Origin of the sequence: Streptomyces aquilus (genome assembly GCF_003955715.1) — a bacterium.
Taxonomy (GTDB): domain Bacteria; phylum Actinomycetota; class Actinomycetes; order Streptomycetales; family Streptomycetaceae; genus Streptomyces; species Streptomyces aquilus.
Map to the genome: position 1 here is coordinate 1,686,622 of NZ_CP034463.1, position 23,876 is coordinate 1,710,497.

Below are 23,876 nucleotides of genomic sequence, written 5' to 3' on the forward strand. Positions count from 1 at the left end.
GCCAGAGGGGTGCTCGCGTCGGTGGAAGGGGCGTGGCGGCATGAGGCTCGACAAGCCGGTGGCCGGTGGGCCCTGCTGGGCCGAGGTGGGAACGCCGGATCTGGAGGCGGGCAAGCGGTTCTACGGCGTCCTCTTCGGCTGGCGGACGGAGACGGACGCGCGGGAGGACATGGGCGGGTACACCATCGCGTACGTCGGTGATCTCCCGGTCGCGGGGATGGTGCCGCTCGGCGCGGAGGGGCGGCCGTGCTCGTGGTTCGTGACCTTCGCCGTCGGCGATCTCGACGCCACCCTGGCCAAGGTCACGGCGGCCGGCGGGTCGGTGGTGGCACCGCCGGCCGACGTGCCCGGCATGGGGCGCTTCGCGTCCGCTACCGACACCCAGGGCGCCGGCTTCCATCTGTGGCAGGCGCGGGGATTCGAGGGGGCCGGGCTGCTCAACGCCCCCGGTTCGCTGGGCTGGGTGGAGCTGTTGTGCCGGGCGCCGGAGCGGGCCGTGGACTTCTACACCGCGGTGTTCGGCTGGAGCGTCGACGCCTCGGAGCACTACACGCAGTGGGGCCTCGACGGCGCCGACTTCGGCGGCATGGTCACGATGGACGACAAGTTCCCGCCCGAGGTGCCGCCGCACTGGCTGCCGTACTTCGCGGTCGAGAACGTCGACGCCACCGCCGCCACCGCGACCGAGGCGAGCGGCACCGTCCTCATGGAGCCCACCTCCGTGCCGGACGGGCCCCGGATCGCGGTGCTGCGGGATCCCGGCGGGGCGGTGTTCGGGGTGTATCTGCCGGGCGCGGAGGGCTGAGCCGCACGGCTTGCGTTGGAGCGCGCTCCACCTCATAGCGTCGTACGCACGACGACCTGCCTGAAGGGGAACTGATCGTGCGCTACACACTGTTCGGCAAGACCGGCCTGCGCGTGAGCGAACTCGCGCTCGGCACCATGGTCATGGGCGACGACCCCGCCTACGGCTCCGACAAGGAGACCAGCGCCAAGCTGCTGGACGCCTATGCCGACGCGGGCGGCAACTTCCTCGACACCGCGGACATCTACGCCGGCGGCGACTCCGAGCGCATCCTCGGCGAGCTCCTGGCGGGCCGGCGCGAGGAGTTCGTGCTGGCGAGCAAGTACACGTGCGGCACCCGCGAGGGAGACGTCAACGCGGCCGGCAACCACCGCAAGAACCTGGTGCAGTCGCTGGAGGCGAGCCTGCGGCGGCTGCGCACCGATCGGCTGGACGTCCTGTGGGTGCACGCGCGGGACAACTTCACGCCGGTCGACGAGGTGATGCGGGCGCTGGACGACCTCGTACGGACCGGCAAGGTGCTGTACGTCGGCGTCTCGGACTGGCCGGCCTGGGAGATCGCGCAGGCCAACACGCTTGCCGAGCTGCGGGGTTGGACCTCGTTCGCCGGTTCGCAGTTGCGCTACAACCTGCTGGAGCGCACGCCCGAGCGCGAACTGCTGCCGCAGGCCCGGGCGTTCGGCCAGGCGGTGTTCGCGTGGGCGCCGCTGGCGGCCGGCAAGCTCACCGGCAAGTACCGGCGCGGTGAGACGGGCCGGCTCGACGCCTGGGGCGACGACCAGCCGAACGCGCAGCAGGAGGACGTCGTCACCGCGGTCCTGGACATCGCCGAGCAGGGTGGCTGGAGCCCGGCCCAGGTGGCGCTGGCCTGGCTGCTGGGGCGCCCCGGGAACGTCGTGCCGATCATCGCGGCCACCAAGGAGCACCAGCTCGCCGACAACCTCGGCGCTGTCGACGTCCGCCTCGACGCCGACGCGGTCACCCGTCTCGACGAGGTGAGCGCGGTGTCCCTCGGTTTCCCGCACGACTTCGTACGGGAACCGACCATCCTCCGCAACATCTACGGCGACCGCTGGGAGAGCATCGACGACCGCCGCTCGGGCTACCGCCGGACGGCGACGGACGTCCTCTAGGAGCGCCAGGACACACGAGGGGCGGGATCAGGCACGCAGCGCCCCCAGCCGGCCCTCCAACTGCCCGAGCAACTCGCCGAGCAGCCCGGCGAGTTCGCCCTGGCGGTGCGGGTCGAGAACGGACAGTACGGCCGTCTCGTAGGCGAGTTGCTCGGGCAGGATGCCGTCGACGATCTCCCGGCCCGCGTCCGTGAGGCGGAGGTGGGCGACGCGGCGGTCCCGGGTGTCCCCGCGGCGTTCGACCAGGCCGCGCTCGGTCAGCTGCTTGAGGCGCTTGGTGACCGCGGCACCGGAGGAGAAGGTCTCGCGGGCCAGGTCGCCCGGGGTCAGCTCGTGCCCGGTGCGGCGCAGCGCGCCGAGCAGGTCGAACTCCGGGCGGCTGAGTCCGGCCCGGCGCAGCGGGGCGTCCTCGGCCTGCTGGAGGAGGGCGGCGCAGCGGTTGACGCGGCCGATGATCTCCATGGGGCCGGTGTCGAGACCGGGGTGGACGGCCTGCCACTGCCGGACGACCGCGGAGACGGTGTCGCCCCCGGTCGCGTCCGCCTGCCGTCCGTTCGGTGCCGTCATGGCCGTATGCCCTCCGTCGTCGCGTTCCGGCGCACCTCCTGGTGCCGTACCGTCGCGGCGAGCGTACGGTGTCCGGCCTGCTCGGCGTGCACGACCCGCTCCTGGGGCAGCGCGCCCTGCCACCACTCGCCGGCCGCGGCGTCGGCGGCGGCCCGCAACTCCACGAGGTGGGCGGCGAGGGCGCGGCGGGCGGACTCCAGGGCGCGGGGGTCCGGGTGCGGCTCGGCCAGGAGGCGGGCGACGTGTTCGCGGGCGCGCTCCACGGCGGTCAGCGTCCGCTCGACGCGGCTGCCCGCGCGGCGGTTGGTGACGACGATCGCGGCGCCGAAGCCGACGAGGGCCCCGACGAAGGTGTCCACGACCCGCTCGGTGATCAGCCGCCCGGGCTCCTGGAAGCCGGCGAACTCGGTGATGAGCAGCGCCATCGGGGTGACGCAGACGCTGCCGAGCCAGTAGTTGCGGCCGATGAGGGCTTCGGCGCCGAAGTTGAAGGCGATGCAGACCAGGACGAGGGCGGCCGGGCCGAGGTGGGCGAGCGGGACGACGGCGGCGAAGAGGAGGACGCCGGCGAGGTTGCCGACGACGCGCTGGACGCCGCGGCTCCAGGTGAGGGTGAGGTTGGCCTGGTAGAGCGAGGCGGCGGTGACCAGGGCCCAGTACGGGCGGCCGACGCCGAGCGCGAGGGAGGCGTATCCGGCGAGGGCGCAGCCGACGGCGGTGCGCACGGCGAGCGGGGTCAGCGGGCCGAGCCTGCGCCACAACGGGGTTGCGGGGACGGCGAGTTCGGCGTCGACGCCGAGGAGTTCGCCGTGGTCCGCGACGGCTGGGACCGGTCCGTTGCCGCGCAGGTCGCGAGCCCAGGCGCGCAGGCGTCGCGGGTCGGTGTCGGCGGGGGCCGCCAGGGCGACCTCGGCGCGGACGACCAGCCGGTCCAGGGCACGGCGGGTCGGGGTGCGGGCGCCGGCGGACAGCAGGGACTGCCAGGCGGCCTGGATCGCGGCGGCCGCGGCGGCCCTGGTCCGGGGGCCGTCCTGCTCGACGTAGCCGGCCGTGGCGTTCAGGGCGTGGGCGGTGGCCCGTCGCTCCGGGCCGTGCGGCCGGACCAGTCCGGGGGCCATGCCGATGATCCAGGCCCAGGCGCCCGCCGCGAGGGCGAGGGCGAGGTGGCCGGGGACCTGGGCGAGGGTCTGCGGGGCGAACAGGGAGGCCGAGGTGATGAAGGTGAGGACCACGTTGCCGGGCGGGCCGACCCGGGTCGCGTCGCACAGCACCTTCTGCACGGCGGCCAGCAGGGCGCCGACGGCGACCAGGACGGCGGCGTCGGTGGTGAGCGAGGCGGCGGTGAGCGAGACGGCGAGGCCGCCGACCATGCCGAGCACGACCCAGGCCAGGGCGCGGGCCCGGGCGGCGTAGGGGCGGTTGTGGGCGTACAGCGCGCACAGGGAACCGGCCATGGTGTACATCGCCAGGTCGAGGCGGCCGAGGGCGAGCAGGGTGAGGTTCGGCGGGGCGACCGCGGCGACCACGCTCAGGGCGGGCTTGAACCAGATGTCCGAGGGGCGGCCGAGACGGAGGACGCCGGCCAGCGGGAGGCGCCGGAGGCGTGACGGGGCGGGGGCGGGCTGGGCACTGCTCATATCGACAACCTTAACAGGTGTTTTACCTGTAAACGATATCGCTGACCTGCCGTGCTCCGCCGAATGCTCCCCGTGTACACCCTTGCGCTCGCGTGCGCGCCGCATGGGAGGGGCATCCCCTCCCCGTCCGACCGTCTAGCGGGGAGGCGCGTGTGCACGGACCGGCTTCGCCCGGCTGGCTGCTGGTCGCGCTGTGTGCGGCGACCGGGGCCTACTGCCTGCTGCGGATGCGCAGCGACGTCGAGGAGCAGCGCCGCGCGGCGGGCGGCGAGGCGCTCATGGGCTTCGGCATGGCCGCGATGGCCGTCCCGGCCGCGGTGTTCACCCCGCCGTCCTGGGCCTGGGCGGCGTACGCGACGGTGTTCGGTGCGGCCGCCATACGGGCCCTGTGGGCGGCGCGGACCAGTGCCCACCATCTGCATCACCTGGTGGGGGCGTCGGCGATGGTCTACATGGCGGTCGTGATGGCGGCGTCGCCCGGACATCACGGCGGCGGCTCCGGGATTCCCGCGCTGACGGGGGCCCTGCTCCTCTACTTCATGGGCTATGTGCTGCTCTCCGGTGTGCGGCTGGTGCCCGTCACGGCCGGGGGCGGAACCGTCGCGTGGGGCGACCGGCCCGAAGTGGCGCGGGCGTGCCGGTTGTCGATGGGGATCGCGATGGTGGCGATGCTGGCGACGCTCTGACGACTCGGGACTCCTGCGGCCACTGCCGTGTCCTGCGTCACTTTGCCGCGGGATGCCGTACCGGTGGGCGGCGGGCCGCTCATAGGGTGCTCCCATGATGGTCCCCGCGGCACTGTTGCTGCTCGGCGCCCTGACCGCCGTAGTCGCCCCTCGGCTGCTCGCCCGGTCCGACTGGCCGGACCGCGAACCGGTGGTCGCGCTGTGGGTGTGGCAGTGCGCGGTGGCGGCCGTCCTCCTGTGCTGCGCCCTGTCGATGACACTGAGCGCGGCGGCGGCCTGGCAGGCGGTACGCGGTCACGTCTTCGCGCCGGCGCCGCGCGCGGTGGTGGAGGCCTACGCGCTCGGGGCGGGCGGCACCTGGGCGGCGACAACGGCCGTGGCGCTGGCGCTCGGTGGGGTGTGGAGCGCGGCGATGCTGGTGCGTGAGGTCGCCCGGGCGCGGGCGCGGCGTCGGCTGCGCCGGGCCGAACTCCTGGTGCGGGCCCCGCTGTTGCCCGGCGAGGAGAGCGGCACCAGTCGTCTCGTGGTCCTTGAGGGTGAGCGCCCGGACGCCTGGTGGCTGTCGGGTCCGGCACCTCAACTGGTCGTCACCACGGCCGCGTTGCGGCGCCTGAAGGGCCGTCAGCTCGATGCCCTGCTGGCCCATGAGGAGGGGCACGCGCAGGCTCGGCACGACTGGCTGCTGCACTGCTCGTCGGCGTTGGCGGGCGGGTTTCCGCAGGTGCCGGTGTTCGCCGCGTTCCGCGACGAGATGCACCGGCTGGTCGAACTCGCCGCGGACGACATGGCGTCCCGCCGCTTCGGCCGGTTGACCACGGCGCTGGCGCTGGTGGAACTCAACGAGGACCGGGGCGTGTTCGGGCCCGGCCCGACCCCGCACGCCCATGTCCCCCAGCGGGTCCACCGCCTCCTCACGCCCCCGGACCGGCTGCCGGCCACCCGCCGCCTCGGCCTGACGGCGACGGCGGCGCTGGTGCCGATGGTGCCGCTCCTTGTGGCGTTCGTACCCGGGTTGCGCGCGCTGGGCTGGGGCGGCTGAGCGGCGTGCGCTGCGGAGGGCTCGCCACCTCCTGATCCGCGGGACGACCGGCGGAATTGGCCTCCGGCCCCCGTGGTCGGCGAGGATCGTTGTATGCACTCCCCGCCCGTCGACGCCCCGCCCAGCCCGCCGGACCACCGCACGGCAGTCCGCGCGGCCGGGGTCCTGGGCGTCTGCTCCGTACTGCTCCTCACGCTCGTCGCGGTCCGCTGGCGCCCCCTGATGAGCTTCGACGGGGACATCGCCGACACGACGCACCGGTGGGCGGTCGAGGAATCCGGGCTGACCCACGCGTTCCGCATCCTGACGGACTGGGTGTGGGACCCGTGGACGATGCGACTGCTGTGCGCGGTGGTCGTGGTGTGGCTGGTGTGGAGACGGTCGGCGTGGTGGACGGCGGGCTGGCTGGCGGTCACGTGCGCGGTCGGCACGCTGATCCAGCAGTCCCTCAAGGCGGCCGTGGACCGCCCCCGCCCGGTCTGGCCGGACCCGGTCGACACGGCCCACTTCGCGGCGTACCCCTCCGGCCACGCCATGACGGCCACGGTCGTCCTGGGCCTCCTGCTGTGGCTCCTGCACCACCACGGCGTGGGCGGCGCCCTGTGGCGCACCGCCCTCACCCTCTCCGTCGTCTCCGTCCTGGGCGTCGGCCTCACCCGCATCTGGCTGGGCGTCCACTGGACCACGGACGTCCTCGGCGGCTGGCTGCTCGGGGGCCTGGTGGTGGCGGTGGCGGTACTGCTGCACGGGCGTCGACAGCCGTGAGGCAGGCGTGAGCGGGACGCACCCACAGGTGTTCCGGCGCTGAGCGCGGCACCGTGCGGCTCGTAGGATTTCCGCATGATCGCTGTGCTGTTCGACTTCTCCGGGACCCTCTTCCGTATCGAGTCCGCCGAGTCCTGGCTGCGGGGCGCGCTCGCCGAGGCCGGGATCGTGCTGCCCGAGCCGGAGGTCGTCGAGACCGCGCGGGCACTGGCGGTGGCGGGGGCGCTGCCGGGTGGCACGAACCCCGTACGGGTGCCCGAGGAGATGGCCGGGGCGTGGGCGACGCGCGACGAGAGCGCCGAACTGCACCGTGCCGTGTACACCGGGCTGTCGCGCCAGGTGGCGCTGCCGGACCCGGCGCTGCACGACCTGCTCTACGACCGCCACATGTCCCCGGCCGCCTGGCAGCCCTACCCCGACGCCGGCAAGGTGCTGCGGGCACTGCGCGAGCGCGGCATCGCCATCGGGGTCGTCAGCAACATCGGCTGGGATCTGCGGCCGGTGTTCCGGGAGCACGGACTCGACCCGTACATCGACGCCTACGCGCTGTCCTACGAGCACGGCGTCCAGAAGCCCGACACCCGGCTGTTCGCCGCCGCCTGCGCCCACCTCGGCGCCGAGCCCCGCCGCACGCTCATGGTCGGCGACGACCGGCGGGCCGACGGCGGGGCCGCCGCTCTGGGGTGCGCGGTGCACTTCGTGGATCACCTGCCGGTGACCGAGCGGCCGGACGGGCTGCTGCCGGTGCTGGACCTGGTGGACGAGGGCGGAAAGACCTCGGCGTCCGGCTGAACGGCGAGCCAGTAAGTAGCCTCAGGCCACCACTGGGGTGTGAGGAACCGTCCGTCTCGGACGATCCCCCGCGTCGCCCGAGACGGACGGCAGCCCTGACCAGCCGTTTCAGCGGCCGATCCGAACGCGTTGAGTATAGTTGGCTGGCAACCAGTCAACGCAGGAGTTACAGCATGTCCCCGCGCAGCGCGTCGGTCAATGAAGAATTGCGGCGGCGATCCCGCGAGCGGCTGCTGCAGGCGGCGGTCGAGGTGGTCAGCGAGCACGGGTACGAGGCGACGACACTCGGCGACATCGCGGACCGGGCCGGCTCCGCGCGGGGACTGGTGTCGTACTACTTCCCCGGCAAGCGCCAGCTGGTGCAGTCCGCCGTGCACCGGCTGATGAACCGCACGCTGGAGGAGGCGCTGGAGCGGGAGCCGCGCACCGAGGACGGCCGAGAGCGGCTGGCACGGGCCATCGACGCGATCCTGGGCCTGGCCCGGGACCGTCCGGTGCTGATGCGTCAGCACATGGCGGGGCTGCTCCAGGCCGAGGGGTTCCTGCCGTGTCCGGAACAGCGGCGCCTGGCCGAGCTGCTGCGGGACACCGTCGCACGCAACGGCTCGCAGGATCCCGACGCCGACTACCCCATGCTGCGGGCCCTGTTGATGGGCTCGGTCTACGCCGCGCTGGTGCCGGGCGTGCCGATGCCGCTGCCGGTACTGCGCGCCGAACTGTTCAAACGCTACCGGCTGGACTGGGAGTTGGGAGTCCCGCCGGACACCGAGGCGGCGTCCGGCGGGACGGGCGACACGGATCTGTCGCGGTTCTTCGCGACCGGGGCCGCACCGGAGTGCGACCCTGAGGGTCAGTCGAAGTAGTCGGGCTGCGTCTGGGTGTTGAGCTCCTTCAGCCGGACCCACTTGGCGGGGTCGGTCCGTCGGTCGCTCAGCTTCAGGACGTCGAAGCCCTTGGCGATGTCGTTCGAGTAGATGTAGCCGTTGTAGTAGTACGCCGACCAGGAACCGCCGACCCTGAGCGTGTCGGTGGTCAGCGGGCCACGCTCGAAGTAGCCGATCTCCTTGGGCTTCGAGGAGTCGGTGAACTCCCAGACGGAGACACCGCCCTGGTACCAGGCCTGGACCATGATGTCCTTGCCCTTGACCGGGATCAGCGAGCCGTTGTGGGCCACACAGTTCTCGGTGTCGGCCTGGTGGCGCGGGATCTTGAAGTAGCTGCGGAAGACGAGCTTGCGCTTGTCGCCCTTGCCGACGATGTCGTAGATACCGTCGGCACCCCGGTTCGGGCCGACCGTCGCGTTGCAGGTGGCGGCACCGCCGCCGCCCAACTCGTCGGTGAAGACGACCTTGTTGGCCTTCTGGTTGAAGGTCGCCGAGTGCCAGAACGCGAAGTTCACGTTGTCCTGCACCTGGTCGATGACCTTCGGGTGCTCCGGGTCGGCGATGGAGAACAGGATGCCGTCACCCATGCACGCCCCCGCGGCGAGGTCCTTCGAGGGCAGCACCGTGATGTCGTGGCAGCCGGTGGTCTTGGAGACACCCGGGTTGGTGGGCGAGCCCGGGTTGCCGCCGCCGTCCGGGCCCTCACCCGGGAACAGCACCGGGAAGCCCACGACCGCCGCCTTCTCGGGGGCGTTGCGCGGCACCTTGATGACCGAGATGCCGTCGTGCGGGGGCTGGCAGTCGGGGTAGGCGGCGTTCGGCGAGTACGAGGAGACGTAGATGTAGACGTTCTTGCGCTCGGGCACCAGCGTGTGGGTGTGCGAGCCGCAGGCGGTCTCGACGGCGGCGACGTACTTGGGGTTGGTCTTGTCGCTGATGTCGAAGACCTTCATGCCCTCCCAGGAGGACTTCTCGGTCACCGGCTGCGTGGTGCTGTTGCAACTGCTGTCGCTGCGCGAGGAGTCGGTCGACAGGAACAGCAGGTTGCCGGAGACGGAGATGTCGTTCTGCGAGCCGGGGCACAGCACCTGGGCGACCGTCTTGGGTGCCTTCGGGTTGCTGATGTCGAAGATGCGGAACCCGTCGTAGTTGCCGGCGAAGGCGTACCTGCCCTGGAAGGCGAGGTCCGAATTGGTGCCGGCCAGCGCGTCCTTGGGGATGTTGGTCAGGTGCTCGATGTTGTCGGAGTGGACGACCTCGTCCTGGCCGGGTATCTCGCCGTCGGCTATCGCCGACCGCACCTGCGCCTCGGTGCTCTGCGACACCTCCTTGCCGGAAGCCGCCGTGCCGTCCCCGGGATCGGGCGTGGCCGCGGCCGGGACGGCTGTCAGCAGGGCCGCGAGGAGTCCGGTCGCGGCGGCGACAACTCCCAGGCGTCTGTGTCGGGTTCGGGGATCTTTCAGGATCACTGCTTCCTCCCTGGTGCCGTTCGCCTCGGAACGGTTCACACACCACCGAAGTATGGTCTTGACCATGCACACACCAACAGGGGGCAACAGAATCGCAATGAAGTTTTCTGCTCGATAATCCGCGGAAGCGTGCTAGGACAGTCACGGCACTCACAAGGTGCCACCCAACCCACCTGTCACAGGAGGCCGTTGTGCTCATCCGCCGCGCGTCCCTCGCCACGGTGACCGTTCTGGTGCTGCTCGGCCTCGGGGCCTGCGACTCCGACTCGGATGCCAAGTCGGCGGCGGCGACCGGCCCTTCGGTGCTCGCACCCGGCGAGCCCGGCGAGGCGAACCGCACCCTGTCCGCCGAGGAGGCCGCCGACCAGCGCGCCGAGGACGACTCCCCCAACTCGGCGGACGTCTCGTACGCGCGGATGATGATCGTGCACCACACCCAGGCCCTGGAGATGACCGAACTCGCCCCGGATCACGCCGAATCCACCAAGGTAAAGAAGCTCGCCGAGCGCATCGCGGCGGCCCAGGGGCCGGAGATCGAGGCCATGGAGAGCTGGCTGACGTCGTACGGCAAGGACCCGAAGGGCGGGGCGCACGACCACGCCTCGATGCCGGGCATGGCCACCGAGGCGCAGCTGAAGAAGCTGAAGGCGGCCAAGGGGAAGGCCTTCGACCAGCTCTTCCTCACCCTGATGATCACGCATCACGAAGGGGCGCTCACCATGGCCACGGACGTGAAGGGGCAGGGCAACAACATCCGTATCGAGGAGATGGCCGACGACGTGGTCGCCCAGCAGACGAGCGAGATCTCCCGGATGCGGGACATGCTGTGACGGGCTTGCTCAGCGGCGCGCGTGACGTGGCGTCAGATAGCCCGCGTCACGCGCCTGCGCGATCATCCTGAGCGACTTGCGGCGGCTGTGCCCGGTCGCGCACATCACCGCGAGCACCGGGTCGACGCCCTCCTCCTGGGCCGCCCGGTACTCCTGCGCGACGAGCCACCGCCCCTCGACACCCCGCGGCCACGCGGGCCGGGCCCGCCGCGCGACGCCCGGCTCCCCCTCCTCCTCCGCCACCGGTCCGAGGCCGCACGCCTCGAAGAGCGGGCCCTCGATCCAGTCGGCGAGGACCGCGAGGTCGTCGAGGGAGAGCGCCGGCTGGGCGCGCACGTCCTCCAGGGAGGCGCAGCCGTCCGCCACCACGGCCAGCAGATCGACCCGGGCGCCGTCGGTGAACGCCAGCCGGACATGGAACCACGAGGTGGCGCCCTCACCCTCCTGCACTTCCCACGCGGGCCAGACGGACACGGCACCGTCCGTCGGACAACGATCAGAAAGATTAAGAAACGATGCTTCTAGCACACACGCAACGTAACCGCATGATCACTTTCCATACCAACGGACACGCGTCCTCGGCTGCCTACAGCACCCTGTCAGCGCAGCAGCCGCGGTGCGATGCTGGAGACATCAGCGATCTGCTCTGATCCCCACGGGTAAGGAGTACCGCCGTGCTTCGTGTCGCCGTCGTCGGCTCCGGGCCGAGCGGGTGCTACACCGCCCAGAGCCTCGTCCAGCTGGACCCCGCCGTGTACGTGGACGTCCTGGACCGTCTGCCGTGCCCGTACGGACTCGTCCGCTACGGCGTGGCCCCCGACCACGAGAAGATCAAGTCCCTCCAGAACAACCTGCGCACGGTCCTGGAGCACGAGCGGGTCCGCTTCCTCGGCGGCGTCAGGATCGGCACCGCCGGAGTGCCGACCGCCCGGCTGCGGGAGCTGTACCACGCCGTCGTGTACTGCGTGGGCGCGGCGACCGACCGGCACCTCGGCATCCCCGGCGAGGACCTCCCGGGCAGCTTCTCGGCGACCCAGTTCGTGTCCTGGTACAGCGCCCATCCGGACGCCGTCGACGACGGTTTCGTCCGCGCGGCCCGCTCGGCGGTCGTGATCGGCGTGGGGAACGTCGCCGTCGACGTGACCCGGATGCTGGCCCGCGGCGCCGCCGAACTGAGCCCCACGGACATGCCCCAGCCGGCCCTCACCGCACTGACGGCGAGCCGGGTGACGGACGTCCACATGGTCGGCCGCCGCGGCCCCTCCCAGGCCCGCTTCACCACCAAGGAGCTGCGCGAGCTGGCCGGACTCCCGGACACGCAAGTAGAGGTCGGCCGCGATGAGTTGGCCCTCGACCCGGCCTACCTGGACCCAGCGGACCTGCCCGCCGCCCAGCGCCGCAACGTGGAGGTGCTGCGGGGCTGGGCCGAGTCCCCGCCGACCGAGACTCCGCGCCGCATCCACCTCCGGTTCTTCCTTCGCCCCGTCGAACTCCTCGCCGAGGCGGGGCGGGTGGCCGCGGTGCGCTTCGAACGAACGGCACCGGACGGCCACGGCGGCGTCACCGGAACAGGCCAGTACGAGGAGATCGAGGCCCAGTTGGTGCTGCGCTCGGTGGGCTACCGCGGGGTCCCCCTGGAGGGCCTGCCGTTCGACGAGCAGAACGGCACGGTCCCCCATCTCGCCGGCCGCGTCCTGCGCGAGGGCGTGGTGGCGCCGGGTGAGTACGTGGCCGGCTGGATCAAGCGGGGCCCCACGGGAGTCATCGGCACGAACCGTCCGTGCGCGAAGGAGACGGTGACGTCGCTGCTGGAGGACGCCGACATCCTCGTACGCGAGGAGAGGCGGGGGGATCCGCTGGAGGCGTTGCGGGCCGAGGGGGCGGAGCCGGTGGAGTGGCCGGGCTGGCAGTCGATCGAGCGGGCAGAGGCGGAGTTGGGGGCGTCGCTGGGCCGGACGGTTGTGAAACTCCCCGATTGGCAGTCCCTCATGACCGCCGCCCGCGGCCAAGGCTCTTAGGGGCGTGGGGCTGTATCAATATGCGGCTCCGCCGCGTGGGCGCGAGCAACCACACTCAACCCGCACTGAGCAACGAATCCGCAACACCCCCGAAATCAACAATCTGTTCAAGGAGCCTACGGTTCTCGGCCATGACGCAAACCGCACCCGTGCACCCTGTCGACGAAGTCCCACCGGCGCGCCACCTCCTCGCCTTCGGCCTCCAACACGTCCTCGCGATGTACGCGGGCGCCGTCGCCGTCCCCCTGATCGTCGGCAGCGCGATGAAACTGTCGCCCGCGGATCTGGCCTATCTGATCACCGCCGACCTCCTGGTGTGCGGTATCGCGACCCTCATCCAGTGCATCGGCTTCTGGCGCTTCGGCGTACGCCTGCCGATCATGCAGGGCTGCACGTTCGCCGCCGTCTCCCCCATGGTGCTCATCGGCACGACCGGCGGCGGCCTCCCCGCGATCTACGGTTCCGTCATCGTCGCGGGTCTCGCGATCATGCTGCTCGCGCCGGTCTTCGGCCGACTCCTGCGCTTCTTCCCGCCGCTCGTCACCGGCACCGTGATCCTGATCATCGGCCTGTCGCTGCTGCCGGTCGCGGGCAACTGGGCGGCGGGCGGGGTCGGTTCGGCGGACTTCGGGGAGCCGAAGAACCTGGGTCTGGCCCTGTTCGTACTCCTCGTGGTGCTGGGTGTGCAGCGGTTCGCGCCCGCCTTCCTCAGCCGGATCGCGGTGCTGATCGGCATCGTGGTGGGCCTCGCCGTGGCCGTGCCGTTCGGGTTCACGGACTTCGACGGCGTCGGTGACGCCGACTGGCTCGGGATCAGCACGCCGTTCCACTTCGGGGCGCCCACCTTCGAGGCCTCGGCGATCGCGTCGATGCTGGTGGTGGCGCTGGTGACGATGACGGAGACGACCGGTGACCTGATCGCGGTCGGCGAGATGACGGACCGCAGGGTCGAGCCGCGCGCACTGGCGGACGGTCTGCGCGCCGACGGCCTGTCGACCGTCCTCGGCGGCGTCTTCAACACCTTCCCGTACACGGCCTACGCGCAGAACGTCGGCCTGGTCGGCATGACCCGCGTCCGCAGCCGCTGGGTGGTCGCCGCGGCGGGCGGCATCCTCGTGCTGCTCGGCCTGCTGCCCAAGCTGGGCGCCGTGGTCGCGGCGATACCGGCGCCAGTGCTCGGCGGTGCGGGGCTGGTGATGTTCGGGACGGTGGCGGCCAGCGGCCTCAGGACCCTCGCGACCGTCGATTTCAAGGGCAACAACAACCTGACGGTGGTGGCCGTCTCGGTGGCGATGGGCATGCTGCCGGTCGGCGTGCCCACGGTCTACGAGAAGTTCCCGGACTGGTTCCAGACGGTGATGAACAGCGGTATCAGCGCGGGCTGTCTGACGGCGATCGTGCTGAACCTGCTCTTCAACCACCTTCCCTCGAGGGCGGGTTCAGCCGAGGCGGACGGCCTGGCGGTCGGCGGCGCCGAGCAGGGCGTCCAGAAGTCCCGGGAAGAGGTCGTCTAGGTCGTCCTTGCGCAGGCCGTTCATCTTGGCCGTGCCCCGGTAGATCTGCCGGATCACCCCCGCCTCGCGCAGCACCCGGAAGTGGTGGGTGGTGGTGGACTTGGTGACGGGCAGCTCGAACTGCGAACACGTGAGCTCGCCACAGACGGTGGCGAGCTCTCGCACGATCGCGAGACGCATCGGGTCGGAGAGCGCGTGCAGGATCGGCTCCAGCCGGATCTCGTCGCGGGCCGGATGCGGCAGGTCACGGCTGCTGGCAGCGGGCGAGGTCACGGCGGCTCCACCTCTCAGAGAAGCCTTCGGCAAGGCTTCGGGAAGTCTTGAGGAAGTCTTCGGCGTGACCATTGTACGAAACCCTTCGTAGTTTGACATCCACCGTACTACGATGCCTATCGTACGAGTCGACCGCTGGTCCCGTGACGAATTGGAGCCCGCCGTGAGCGCACTCTTCGAGCCCTACACCCTGCGCGACCTGACGATCCCCAACCGGGTGTGGATGCCGCCGATGTGCCAGTACTCCGCGGTACCCGAGGGCCCGGACATCGGGGCGCCCAACGACTGGCACTTCGCCCACTACGGGGCGCGCGCGGCCGGCGGCACGGGCCTGGTCATCGTCGAGGCCACGGCCGTGAGCCCCGAGGGCCGGATCTCGCCGTACGACCTCGGGATCTGGAACGACACCCAGGTCGAGGCCTTCCGCCGGATCACTCGCTTCCTGGTGGGCCAGGGCACGGTCCCGGGCATCCAGCTCGCCCACGCCGGCCGCAAGGCGTCGACCGAGCGGCCCTGGAAGGGTGGCGCGCCGGTCGGTCCGGAGGGCCACGGCTGGCAGCCGCTCGGGCCGAGCCCGGTGGCGTTCGACGACAAGCACCCGGTGCCGACCGAGCTGACGCCCGCTCAGATCCAGGAGATCGTCGGCCAGTTCGCGGATGCCGCCCGGCGCGCCCTCGCCGCCGGCTTCGAGATCGCCGAAATTCATGGCGCCCACGGCTACTTGATCGGCAACTTCCTCTCCCCGCACTCCAACCACCGCACCGACGCCTACGGCGGCTCGTACGAGAACCGCACCCGCTTCGCGCTCGAAGTCGTCGACGCCGTACGGGAGGTGTGGCCGCAGGACAAGCCGCTGTTCTTCCGGATCTCGGCGACGGACTGGCTGGAGGAGGGCGGGTGGACGCCGGACGACACCGTCCGGTTCGCCGCCGATCTCAAGGCCCACGGCATCGACCTTCTCGACGTCTCCACCGGCGGCAACGCCTCCGGCGTGCGGATGCCGATCGGCCCCGGCTACCAGGTGCCGTTCGCGGCCCGCGTCAAGGCCGAGACCACGCTGCCGGTCGCCGCGGTCGGCCTGATCACCGAGCCCGAGCAGGCCGAGAAGATCCTGGTCAACGGCGAGGCGGACGCCGTGCTGCTGGGCCGTGAGCTGCTGCGCAACCCGTCCTGGGCGCGGCAGGCCGCTCGTGAGCTGGGCGGGGAAGTGCACGTGCCGGACCAGTACCACCGGTCGGTCTGAGCCGGCGGCCCGCGGCTTCGGGAGGACCGGGACCTGGGGAGTACGTCCCGGTCCTCCCGAAGAAGTAGGGCGGCCCCGGCGGTTGCTCCCCCCAGGTCAGGGGTAATGCCTTCCCAGGCACGATGTGCCGGGCGCCCGCGACAGCGAGGCTGTTGGTATCAGGCATGAGGAGGGCGTCATGAAGGGCCAGACCCGTATCCGTGTCATCCGCAGGCCCGTTCCCCGCCGGGACGAGACGATCGACCGCAGGACACCGTCGGGACGACTGCTGCCGTACTGACGGCACCTGCGGCCGGAGTACGTCAACCGACCGTGCAGGCCTTGCCGTTGAGACTGAAGGCGCCCGGTGCCGCGCTGTTCCCGGTGTGGGTCGCCTGGTAGCCGATGCCGACGCTCGCGCCCGGGGCGAGCGTCGCGTTGTACGAGGCGTTCGTCGCGGTCACCGCGCCGGAACTCGGCGCGTACGTCGCGTTCCAGCCGCTGGTGATCGTCTGCCCGCCGGGCAGCGTGAAGGCGAGCTGCCAACCGTTGACCGTGCTCGTGCCGGTGTTGGTGATCGTCACGGACGCGGTCAGGCCGCTGCTCCAGGCGTTGGTGGTCACGGTCACCTTGCAGGCGCCGGCCGGGGGCGGAGGCGTGCTGCCGCCGCTGTCGAGGCCGAAGAAGGTGAGCACGCGGGCGCCCATCCCCGAGGCGTACACGTTGTGGCCGACGCCCTGAAGGCTGATCGCCTCCACCTGGGCCCGGTCACCGGTGCCGCCGTAGCGGGTGCGGGTCCAGCCGGACTGGGGCGAGTCGGTGGCGGCGGGGGTCTGGCTCACCCCCTGCACGTTCGTCCACTGCTTGATCTCCTCCCCGAAGTTGGGATAGCGCAGCGTGTCGTCCGCGGTGCCGTGCCACAGCTGCATCCGCGGGCGAGGGCCCGTGTAGCCGGGGTAGGCGGCGCGGGCGATGTCGCCCCACTGCTGCGCGGTGTGGGTGATCGTGCCCTGCGCGCAGGCGCTGTTCCACTCGGAGCCGTCGCTGGTGGCGAAGCAGCCGAACGGCACGCCGGCGAAGGCGGCGCCGGCGGCGAAGACGTCCGGGTAGTCGCCGAGCAGGACGTTGGTCATCATCGCGCCGGAGGAGATGCCGGTGGCGAAGACGCGGCTGGTGTCGGCGTCGTAGTGGCCGACCGTCCAGTCGACCATCGACTTGATGCCGACCGGGTCGCTGCCGCCGCCGCGCCTGAGGGCCTGCGGTGAGGAGACGTCGAAGCACTTGCTGGAGCGGGTGACGGACGGGTACACGACGATGAAGCCGTACTTGTCGGCGAGCGAGGCGTACTCGGTGCCGGAGTACATCGCCGGGCCCGAGCCGGTGCAGTAGTGGACGGCCACCAGGATTGCCGGATGCGCGGTGACGGTCTGGGGGACGTACAGGTACATCTGAAGGTTGCTGGGGTTCGTGCCGAAGTTGGTGACCTCGGTGAGGGTCGCGGTCGGGGCGGCCTCCCCGGCGGCGGCCGGGGGTGCGGTGAGGAGCGCGGCGGCGAGCAACGCCACCAGCATTCCGTGGAGCGCGACAAGGACCGCGCGCAGCGGTCTCCTCGCGATGGTGCCGGCAGTGGCGGACACGTCGGGTCCCTTCGTGATGACGGCTCGTGGGGGCATCGCTGAGGGGAGCACCAGGCATGGTGGCATGCACATGGCCGCGATGGAAGCGCTCCCACGCCACAGAAACGTTCCGCGCGAGGCGTTGACCAGAAAGCGCTTACCCTCTACGTTCCGTTCAGCAGGGTGACCGAACGGGCGCGACTCCCCTCGGGAGAGCCGCATGAATACGCGCGCCTTGTTCGCCATCACACACATCATTCATGTACGTGATCTACGACCAACGCCCCGCACAGAAGGAATCGGGACATGACTTCTTCGCCACCTCCCCGCACACACCGGCGCGCCCTGACCGGCGCCGCGGCAGCACTCGGTCTTTCGGTTGGCATGATCATGGCAATCAACACGCCGACGGCGAGCGCCGCCACCTGGCCCACCCCCACCAGCAGCAAGGCGGTCGGCTCCACCATCTCGCTGTCCGGCACCAAGGACTACGGGATGCAGCGCCTCTACGGCACCGGGGACCTCGGCAGCGACAACCAGGACGAGGACCAGGGCCCGATCCTGAAGCTGGCCGCCGGCACCGTCCTCAAGAACGTCATCATCGGCGCGCCCGCGGCGGACGGCATCCACTGCGAGGGCAGCTGCACGCTGCAGAACGTCTGGTGGGAGGACGTCGGCGAGGACGCGGCGACGTTCAAGGGCTCCTCGTCGTCGAACGTCTACACCATCTCCGGTGGCGGCGCGAAGGAAGCCAGCGACAAGGTGTTCCAGTTCAACGGCGCCGGGACGCTCAACGTCTCCAACTTCGCGGTCAAGAACTTCGGTACGTTCGTCCGCTCGTGCGGCAACTGCTCGACGCAGTACAAGCGGACGATCAACCTCAACACCGTCGAGGCGACCTACAAGGGCAGCAAGCTCGTCGGCATCAACACCAACTACGGCGACAGCGCGACCCTGCGGGGCATCACCATCGTCGGGGACTCCAGCAAGAAGATCATCCCCTGCCAGAAGTACATCGGCAACAACACGGGCAAGGAGCCGACCACCAACGGTTCGGGTCCTGACGGGACTTACTGCAAGTACGCGTCCTCGGACATCACGTACAAGTAGTCACGTCAGCCCGTGCCCCCACGGTGAAGGCGGCCGTCCGAAGCGTCCCCGCACGGCGCTTCGTACGGCCGCCGCATCATGCGCGGCTCACCGGGTCCCGAGTTCGCGCCGGTAATCGGCGTACGCGGTGCGCAGAGCGGTTCCCGGCCAGTCGGCGGGCAGGAGCTCGGCGGGCAGGACCGGGTCCGCGAGCAGATGGCGGACGACCGCCGCGAAGGCGGTGAAGCGGTCGGCGGGGCCGTCCACGCGCGCGGTGTGGGCGAGCAGGGCCCGGCCCTTCGCCGCCCAGGCGTCCAACGGCCAGAGGGCCGCCGCCAGTTCGGCCGCGGGGCGGTCGGGCCGGGCCGCGCACCGCTCCCCCACCTGGGCGAGGTCGTCCGGCCACGGGCGGCTCACATTGGCGGGGCGCAGCCAGACGCCCTCCCGGAGCTCGGCCAGCCGCAGCGCGGCCAGCCTGGTGCGCAGATCGGCCCGTTCGGCGGGGCCACGGCCCGTCGCCGTGATCACGAACATCTCCCAGTCGCCGTCCCACGCGCGCGTGCGGGGATGCACGGCGTCGTCCTGGCGCCGTTGACGCTCCAGGAGCCGGTCGCTCAGGCGGTGGACGGTGTCGGTGCGGCGCAGGTCGCCGGCCGCGACCATGCGGCTGAGCGCGGCCCGCGCGGTGGAGCCGCCGACACCGAAGGGCTCCACCCGGCGGACCAGCTCCTTCACCGGCAGCTCGGGCGGATGCGCGCCCAGCAGCAGGCTCAGGACCACCGAGCGCGCGGACAGGGGACGCAGTTCGAGCTGGTCGGGCTGCTCAGCCTGGTTCGTCCGCATGGTCACGTACTGTATTGCGTATTACAGCATTGCTACAGCCGTAGCGGTAGTGCAACACTCGTCCCATGGTCTTCTCACTGGCGCACGAGGGCAGCGCGACGCACGACGTCACCAATCAGCCCCCTCCCCTGGCCCCGTACGACGCGGCGGAGGACGCGGCCCTGCTGGAGGGGCTGCGCCGGGAGGGCGCCGGCTGGGCCGAGGAGGACGTACGGCGGATCGGCCGGGTCGCGGGCAGCGCGGAGGCGCAGGAGTGGGCCGATCTCGCCAACCGTCACGAGCCGGAACTGCGGACGCACGACCGGTACGGGCATCGCGTCGACGAGGTCGAGTTCCATCCGAGCTGGCACCACCTGATGCGGACCGCGGTCGCCGAGGGACTGGCCGGCGCCCCCTGGGCCGACGACCGGTCCGGCGCCCATGTGGCGCGCACGGCGGGCGGATTGGCGTGGGGGCACACCGACGCCGGGCACGGCTGTCCGACTTCGATGACGTACGCCGCCGTCCCCGCGCTGCGCCACCAGCCGGACCTCGCGAAGGCCTACGAACCACTGCTGACCGGCCGGGAGTACGAGCCGGGACTGCGGGTGCCCACCGAGAAGCGCGGGCTGCTGGCGGGCATGGGGATGACCGAGAAACAGGGCGGTTCCGACGTCCGGACGAACACGACGGTGGCCGCGCCGACCTCGGAGCCGGGCGTGTACACCCTGCGCGGGCACAAGTGGTTCACGTCGGCGCCGATGTGCGACGTGTTCCTGGTGCTGGCGCAGGCAGCGCCCAGCGGGGACAAAGGCGGGCTGTCCTGTTTCCTGGTGCCGCGCGTCCTGCCCGACGGCAGCCGCAACACCTTCCGCATCCAGCGGCTGAAGGACAAGCTCGGCAACCGGTCGAACGCCTCCTCCGAGCCGGAGTTCGACGGGACCGTGGCGTGGCTGGTCGGACCCGCGGGGCGGGGGGTGAAGACCATCATCGACATGGTCAACTGCACCCGCCTCGACTGCGTGATGATGTCGGCCACGCTGATGCGCAAGACGCTCGTCGAGGCGGGGCACCACGCCCGGCACCGCAGCGCGTTCGGGGCCCGGCTGGTCGACCAGCCGCTGATGCGCAACGTGCTCGCCGATCTCGCCCTGGAGTCGGAGGCGGCCACGACCCTGACCCTGCGGCTGGCGGGTGCGGCCGACCGGGCGGTGCGCGGGGACGCCGGTGAGCAGGCGTTCCGGCGGATCGCCACCGCGGCCGGCAAGTACTGGGTCACCAAGCGGGGTCCGGCCTTCACCGCGGAGGCCCTGGAGTGCCTCGGCGGCAACGGCTACGTCGAGGACTCCGGCATGCCCCGCCACTACCGCGAGGCTCCCCTGCTGTCGATCTGGGAGGGCTCGGGGAACGTCAACGCCCTCGACGTGCTGCGGGCGTTGACGCGGGAGCCGGGGACCGCCGAGGCACTGTTCGGTGAACTGGCCCTGGCGCAGGGGGCGGACGCCCGGCTGGACGCCGCGGTGAACCGTCTGAAGGGCCTGTTGCGCGACGGCTCTGAGGCCGGGGCGCGGCGCCTGGTCGAGCACATGGCGCTCACGCTCCAGGCCTCCCTCCTGGTCCGGCACGCCCCGCCCGCGATCGCCGACGCGTTCTGCGCGACCCGGCTCGGCGGCGACTGGGGGCACGCCTTCGGGACATTGCCGGATTCGGCGGACGTGGGGGCCATCCTGGGGCGGGCGTTGCCGGGCACCGGCTGAGGAGGCACTGCCCTTGGCCGATGTCGGCATGGCCGACAGACCGTCACCCCGTGATTCCGCTGCGTTGTCAGTGCCGTGGTGCAGACTCGGGATCACTTGGCACTACGCCTGGGGAGGGCAGCGTGTTCACGGGGATCGACGAGGTCGACTGGGCTTCGATGCGGCATGCGTACGGCAGTGCGGAGGACGTGCCCGGACTGCTGCGGGGGCTGGCCTCCGCGGACCCGGCCGAGCGGGAGATCGCGCTCGACGGGATGTACGGCGCCGTGCACCACCAGGGAGACGTGTACGACTCGACGCTCGCCTGCGTTCCGTATCTGTTCGCGCTCGCCGCGCGCGAGGAGGTGCGGGACCGGGGCGGGATCGTGGAACTCCTCGTCAGCATCGGCGGCGACGGGGAGACGCCCGAGGACGGGGACGAGGCCCGTGCCATGGCCCGCGTGGCGGTCCGGGCCGGCGCCGAGGTCTTCGCCGGGCTCACCGGGGACCCGGACCCGGGGGTGCGCCGGACCGCCGCGAACGCCGTGGTGCGGTTCCTCGACGAGCCGGGGCGGGTGCTCGGTCTGCTCCGCGAGCGGATCACCGTGGAGCGGGACGACCGGGTCCTGATCGCGCTCACCGAGAGCCTGGGCCTGCTGGCCCGCCGGCACCGCGGGCACGCGACCGAGGCCGTGGATCTCCTCGCCACCCTGGGCATGGCGCCCTACGGCCCCGGTCAACGGCTGGCCGCGCTGGGGCAGTTGGCGGGCTGCGCCCCCGACCGGCTCCCGGCCGACCTGGTGCCCACGGTCCTCGGCCTGCTCCGGCAGCGGTCCGAGCAACGCGCCCGCCCGTCGTGCGAACCCGATCGCCCGGACACCAACACGCTGGTCGGCCGACTGCGGCGGCTGCGCCCTTCGGACGAGGAGGGCTCCCAGCTGCTGCGCACCCTGCACACCGCGCTCGACGGGCGGGTGGCCGACCGGATCGCCCTGCTGAACGGGCAGTTGACCAGCGCGGACCCGACCGTCCGGTGCAACGCGATATGGATGTCCCTGGGGCTGTTCCTGGACTGGCGCGCCGACTACAGCACACCCGTCGCCCTGATCGGCGCCCAACTGGCCGCCGAGGAAGACCAGTTGCGTTATGCGGCGCTTTCCGTCCTGGATGACCTCCATCACCTGGCCGCACCCGCCGCGGACGACCTCCACCGGCTGGTGATGTCCCGCCCCGACCTGTGGGTGCAGCACCGGCAGTACGGCGGGCCGGCGCTGGGCGGGCCGCTCAAGGCGCTGGCCAGGAGCGGGGATCCGCGCGCGGTGCCGGTACTGGCGGAACTCCTCGACACCCCCGGCGCTCCTTCCGACCTGGGGCATGTCGTCGGCCATCTGGGCGCGAGCGCCGGCCGCCTCGCCCCCGCCCTGCGGGAGAGTCTCGCCCGCATTCCCCTGGACGCCCCGGACACCCACGACCGTGCGGCGGCTTCGCTGTCGGCGCTCGGGGCGCTCGGCGACACGGAGAGCGTGCCGCTGGTGCTGCGGCTGCTGACCGATCTCCCGGAACACCGGCTGCGGTCGATCGTCGTCCACGCGGCGCTGCGCACGCTCCGCGGGTTCGGAGCGGCGGCACATGAGGCGATACCCGTGGTGCGCGGGCTGCTGGAAGGGGACAGCGCGGTCGAGGCGGCGGACGCGCTGTGGGCGCTCGCGGGGGACGCCGACGCCGTACTGGCCGTTCTGACCACACGGGACGGGGGCGTGGTCGCGCACCGGGACGCACCCGAGGTGCTGGGCCGCATGGGGCCGGCGGCCGCACCCGCCCTGGACGGGCTCCGGCGGATGCTCGACTCGCCGCACGAGTGGCAGCGGACCGCGGTCGCGTGCGCGCTGTGGCGGATCGGCGGCGAGCCGGAGGCCGCGCGAGTGCTTCCGCTGCTGCGCAGGACGTGGACGGAGACGGCGCCCCTGCGTCAGCCCATCGCGGAGTGCGTCGCGGACCTGGGACCGGCGGGAGCACCGCTGCATGACCTGCTGCGCACGGAGCTGGCGGCTCCACAGCGGCACACGGCCCCCTCCGGGGGGTTCGGCCCCATGGCGGTCCTGTCGGACGAGCGGTTGCTGGGGATCTGCCGGGGGGTGTTGGGGGTGGGGTGAGCGGGGACGGGTGCAGCGGGTGTGGGGGCGTGGGTCGGCTGGTCTTCGGCGGCGCTGGTTGCTCAACCAGCCGTCCGGCCCCGTTGTTGTCCGAAGCGGGCCCAGTCCGCGTCCCATTGGTCGATCCGGCGGCGTTCCAGGCGGGCGCAGAGGGTGCGGCCGCCGACGAACGGCACGATCGCGGCGCTCGCGCCCACGAGAGCGCCGATCAGGGCGGCGCGGAGGTGGGCCTGTGCCGGGGTCGTGGGGCGGGTGACCAGGCGGCCCTCCGCGTCGGTCCAGACGGAGACCGGGGTGCCGGTGGCGCTGCCGGGGCGGACGCGGACCTGGCCGGTGTGCGAGGAGCCGTCGGGGGCCGCCCAGCGGACCTTCGCCCACACCTGGTCGCTGCTCGCGGTGCCGGTCTGCCCGGCGAAGGTGCCGGGCGCCTTCGCCACGAGCCGGGCCTCGACCTGCCGCCACTCGACGCGCTCCCGGGCGAGGGTGCCCTCGACGGACCGGCTCGTCGCCAGGCCGGCGAACACTCCCGCGAGGGCGGTGAGCAGCCAGGCGCCGAGCACGACCCAGGCCTCCACCTTGTCGGCGCGGCGCCGGAGCGGATTGCGCCGCCAACGCCACAACCACACCTTCGAACCACGGAACGCCATCGAAGGCTTCCTCCTCATGTGCGCATGAACATGCCGGGCCGCCCTTCCATACGGGGGACGTCGCCGAGGTGCTCACGGCGAGTTCCCCCGACTCGACCGTCGCACAGGCGTCGCGGTCCCGCCCGGTCTTCGTGAAAGCGACGCACAGATCGCCGACACGCGTTACCATCACCGCTCTG

General features: G+C 71.8%; 22 protein-coding genes. 14 read left to right on the forward strand and 8 right to left on the reverse strand.

Annotation, left to right across the window (positions count from 1 at the left end; translation table 11 throughout):
• The first annotated feature begins 40 nt into the window (after positions 1–40).
• A complete protein-coding gene (locus EJC51_RS07765; protein WP_126270379.1) occupies positions 41–805 on the forward strand; it encodes a VOC family protein in 765 nt (254 codons plus the stop codon).
• A 77-nt stretch (positions 806–882) separates the two neighbouring features.
• Positions 883–1,938: an aldo/keto reductase gene (locus EJC51_RS07770; RefSeq protein ID WP_126270380.1), complete on the forward strand. Its 1,056-nt coding sequence runs from the start codon at positions 883–885 to the stop codon at positions 1,936–1,938.
• Positions 1,939–1,965: 27 nt separating this feature from the next.
• Here the strand turns inward: EJC51_RS07770 and EJC51_RS07775 are convergent, their stop codons facing one another.
• Both EJC51_RS07775 and EJC51_RS07780 read right to left on the reverse strand, forming a co-directional pair.
• Positions 1,966–2,505, reverse strand: a complete 540-nt coding sequence (locus EJC51_RS07775) for a MarR family winged helix-turn-helix transcriptional regulator (RefSeq protein WP_126270381.1) — start codon at positions 2,503–2,505, stop codon at positions 1,966–1,968.
• Entirely contained in the window at positions 2,502–4,142 is a 1,641-nt protein-coding gene (locus EJC51_RS07780) for an FUSC family protein (RefSeq protein WP_126270382.1), read from the reverse strand. Before EJC51_RS07780 ends, EJC51_RS07775 begins: the two co-directional genes overlap by 4 nt.
• Before the next feature lie 152 nt (positions 4,143–4,294).
• Between EJC51_RS07780 and EJC51_RS07785 the strand changes: the two genes are divergently transcribed.
• The 5 genes from EJC51_RS07785 (at position 4,295) to EJC51_RS07805 (ending at position 8,287) form a co-directional block, all read left to right on the forward strand.
• On the forward strand, positions 4,295–4,828 hold the full coding sequence (locus EJC51_RS07785) for a DUF5134 domain-containing protein (RefSeq protein WP_126270383.1): 534 nt from the start codon (positions 4,295–4,297) through the stop codon (positions 4,826–4,828).
• Between the two features lie 94 nt (positions 4,829–4,922).
• A complete protein-coding gene (locus EJC51_RS07790; RefSeq protein ID WP_126270384.1) occupies positions 4,923–5,867 on the forward strand; it encodes a M56 family metallopeptidase in 945 nt (314 codons plus the stop codon).
• Between the two features lie 93 nt (positions 5,868–5,960).
• Complete coding sequence (locus EJC51_RS07795; protein ID WP_126270385.1) at positions 5,961–6,632, forward strand: phosphatase PAP2 family protein; 672 nt, start codon at positions 5,961–5,963, stop codon at positions 6,630–6,632.
• Positions 6,633–6,707: 75 nt separating this feature from the next.
• On the forward strand, positions 6,708–7,424 hold the full coding sequence (locus tag EJC51_RS07800) for an HAD family hydrolase (RefSeq protein ID WP_126270386.1): 717 nt from the start codon (positions 6,708–6,710) through the stop codon (positions 7,422–7,424).
• A gap of 173 nt (positions 7,425–7,597) precedes the next feature.
• A complete protein-coding gene (locus tag EJC51_RS07805; protein ID WP_126270387.1) occupies positions 7,598–8,287 on the forward strand; it encodes a TetR/AcrR family transcriptional regulator in 690 nt (229 codons plus the stop codon).
• Here the strand turns inward: EJC51_RS07805 and EJC51_RS07810 are convergent.
• Positions 8,275–9,777, reverse strand: coding sequence for an LVIVD repeat-containing protein (locus EJC51_RS07810; RefSeq protein ID WP_126276863.1), 1,503 nt, complete (start codon positions 9,775–9,777; stop codon positions 8,275–8,277). The genes EJC51_RS07805 and EJC51_RS07810 overlap by 13 nt on opposite strands.
• A 191-nt stretch (positions 9,778–9,968) precedes the next feature.
• On the opposite strand from EJC51_RS07810, the gene EJC51_RS07815 reads away from it, so the two are divergent.
• The gene (locus EJC51_RS07815) at positions 9,969–10,607 is read left to right on the forward strand and encodes a DUF305 domain-containing protein (RefSeq protein ID WP_126270388.1); all 639 of its coding nucleotides are present in this window, start codon (positions 9,969–9,971) and stop codon (positions 10,605–10,607) included.
• Positions 10,608–10,616: 9 nt separating this feature from the next.
• Here EJC51_RS07815 and EJC51_RS07820 read toward each other — a convergent pair whose 3' ends face one another.
• Positions 10,617–11,081 carry a DUF6214 family protein gene (locus tag EJC51_RS07820; RefSeq protein WP_126270389.1) on the reverse strand — a complete coding sequence of 155 codons (465 nt, stop codon included), beginning with the start codon at positions 11,079–11,081 and terminating at the stop codon, positions 10,617–10,619.
• A gap of 200 nt (positions 11,082–11,281) precedes the next feature.
• Here EJC51_RS07820 and EJC51_RS07825 point away from each other — a divergent pair, with 200 nt between their 5' ends.
• Together EJC51_RS07825 and EJC51_RS07830 are read left to right on the forward strand one after the other, a co-directional pair.
• Positions 11,282–12,625, forward strand: coding sequence for an FAD-dependent oxidoreductase (locus EJC51_RS07825; protein ID WP_126270390.1), 1,344 nt, complete (start codon positions 11,282–11,284; stop codon positions 12,623–12,625).
• 131 nt (positions 12,626–12,756) lie between these two features.
• Positions 12,757–14,139, forward strand: coding sequence for a nucleobase:cation symporter-2 family protein (locus EJC51_RS07830; protein WP_126270391.1), 1,383 nt, complete (start codon positions 12,757–12,759; stop codon positions 14,137–14,139).
• Here the strand turns inward: EJC51_RS07830 and EJC51_RS07835 are convergent.
• On the reverse strand, positions 14,065–14,412 hold the full coding sequence (locus tag EJC51_RS07835) for an ArsR/SmtB family transcription factor (RefSeq protein ID WP_126270392.1): 348 nt from the start codon (positions 14,410–14,412) through the stop codon (positions 14,065–14,067). The genes EJC51_RS07830 and EJC51_RS07835 overlap by 75 nt on opposite strands.
• Positions 14,413–14,575: 163 nt before the next feature.
• Between EJC51_RS07835 and EJC51_RS07840 the strand changes: the two genes are divergently transcribed.
• Entirely contained in the window at positions 14,576–15,655 is a 1,080-nt protein-coding gene (locus tag EJC51_RS07840) for an NADH:flavin oxidoreductase/NADH oxidase (protein WP_126276864.1), read from the forward strand.
• Between the two features lie 302 nt (positions 15,656–15,957).
• Here EJC51_RS07840 and EJC51_RS07845 read toward each other — a convergent pair whose 3' ends face one another.
• A complete protein-coding gene (locus EJC51_RS07845) occupies positions 15,958–17,307 on the reverse strand; it encodes an extracellular catalytic domain type 1 short-chain-length polyhydroxyalkanoate depolymerase (protein ID WP_126270393.1) in 1,350 nt (449 codons plus the stop codon).
• A gap of 249 nt (positions 17,308–17,556) precedes the next feature.
• Between EJC51_RS07845 and EJC51_RS07850 the strand changes: the two genes are divergently transcribed.
• Positions 17,557–18,360, forward strand: a complete 804-nt coding sequence (locus EJC51_RS07850) for a pectate lyase (RefSeq protein WP_126270394.1) — start codon at positions 17,557–17,559, stop codon at positions 18,358–18,360.
• An 87-nt stretch (positions 18,361–18,447) separates the two neighbouring features.
• Here EJC51_RS07850 and EJC51_RS07855 read toward each other — a convergent pair whose 3' ends face one another.
• On the reverse strand, positions 18,448–19,182 hold the full coding sequence (locus EJC51_RS07855) for a PaaX family transcriptional regulator C-terminal domain-containing protein (RefSeq protein WP_126270395.1): 735 nt from the start codon (positions 19,180–19,182) through the stop codon (positions 18,448–18,450).
• Between the two features lie 65 nt (positions 19,183–19,247).
• Between EJC51_RS07855 and EJC51_RS07860 the strand changes: the two genes are divergently transcribed.
• The gene (locus EJC51_RS07860) at positions 19,248–20,918 is read left to right on the forward strand and encodes an acyl-CoA dehydrogenase family protein (RefSeq protein ID WP_126270396.1); all 1,671 of its coding nucleotides are present in this window, start codon (positions 19,248–19,250) and stop codon (positions 20,916–20,918) included.
• Between the two features lie 122 nt (positions 20,919–21,040).
• Positions 21,041–23,050 carry a HEAT repeat domain-containing protein gene (locus EJC51_RS07865; RefSeq protein ID WP_126270397.1) on the forward strand — a complete coding sequence of 670 codons (2,010 nt, stop codon included), beginning with the start codon at positions 21,041–21,043 and terminating at the stop codon, positions 23,048–23,050.
• Positions 23,051–23,112: 62 nt separating this feature from the next.
• Here the strand turns inward: EJC51_RS07865 and EJC51_RS07870 are convergent, their stop codons facing one another.
• On the reverse strand, positions 23,113–23,697 hold the full coding sequence (locus EJC51_RS07870) for an Rv1733c family protein (RefSeq protein WP_126270398.1): 585 nt from the start codon (positions 23,695–23,697) through the stop codon (positions 23,113–23,115).
• Between the last annotated feature and the right edge of the window lie 179 nt (positions 23,698–23,876).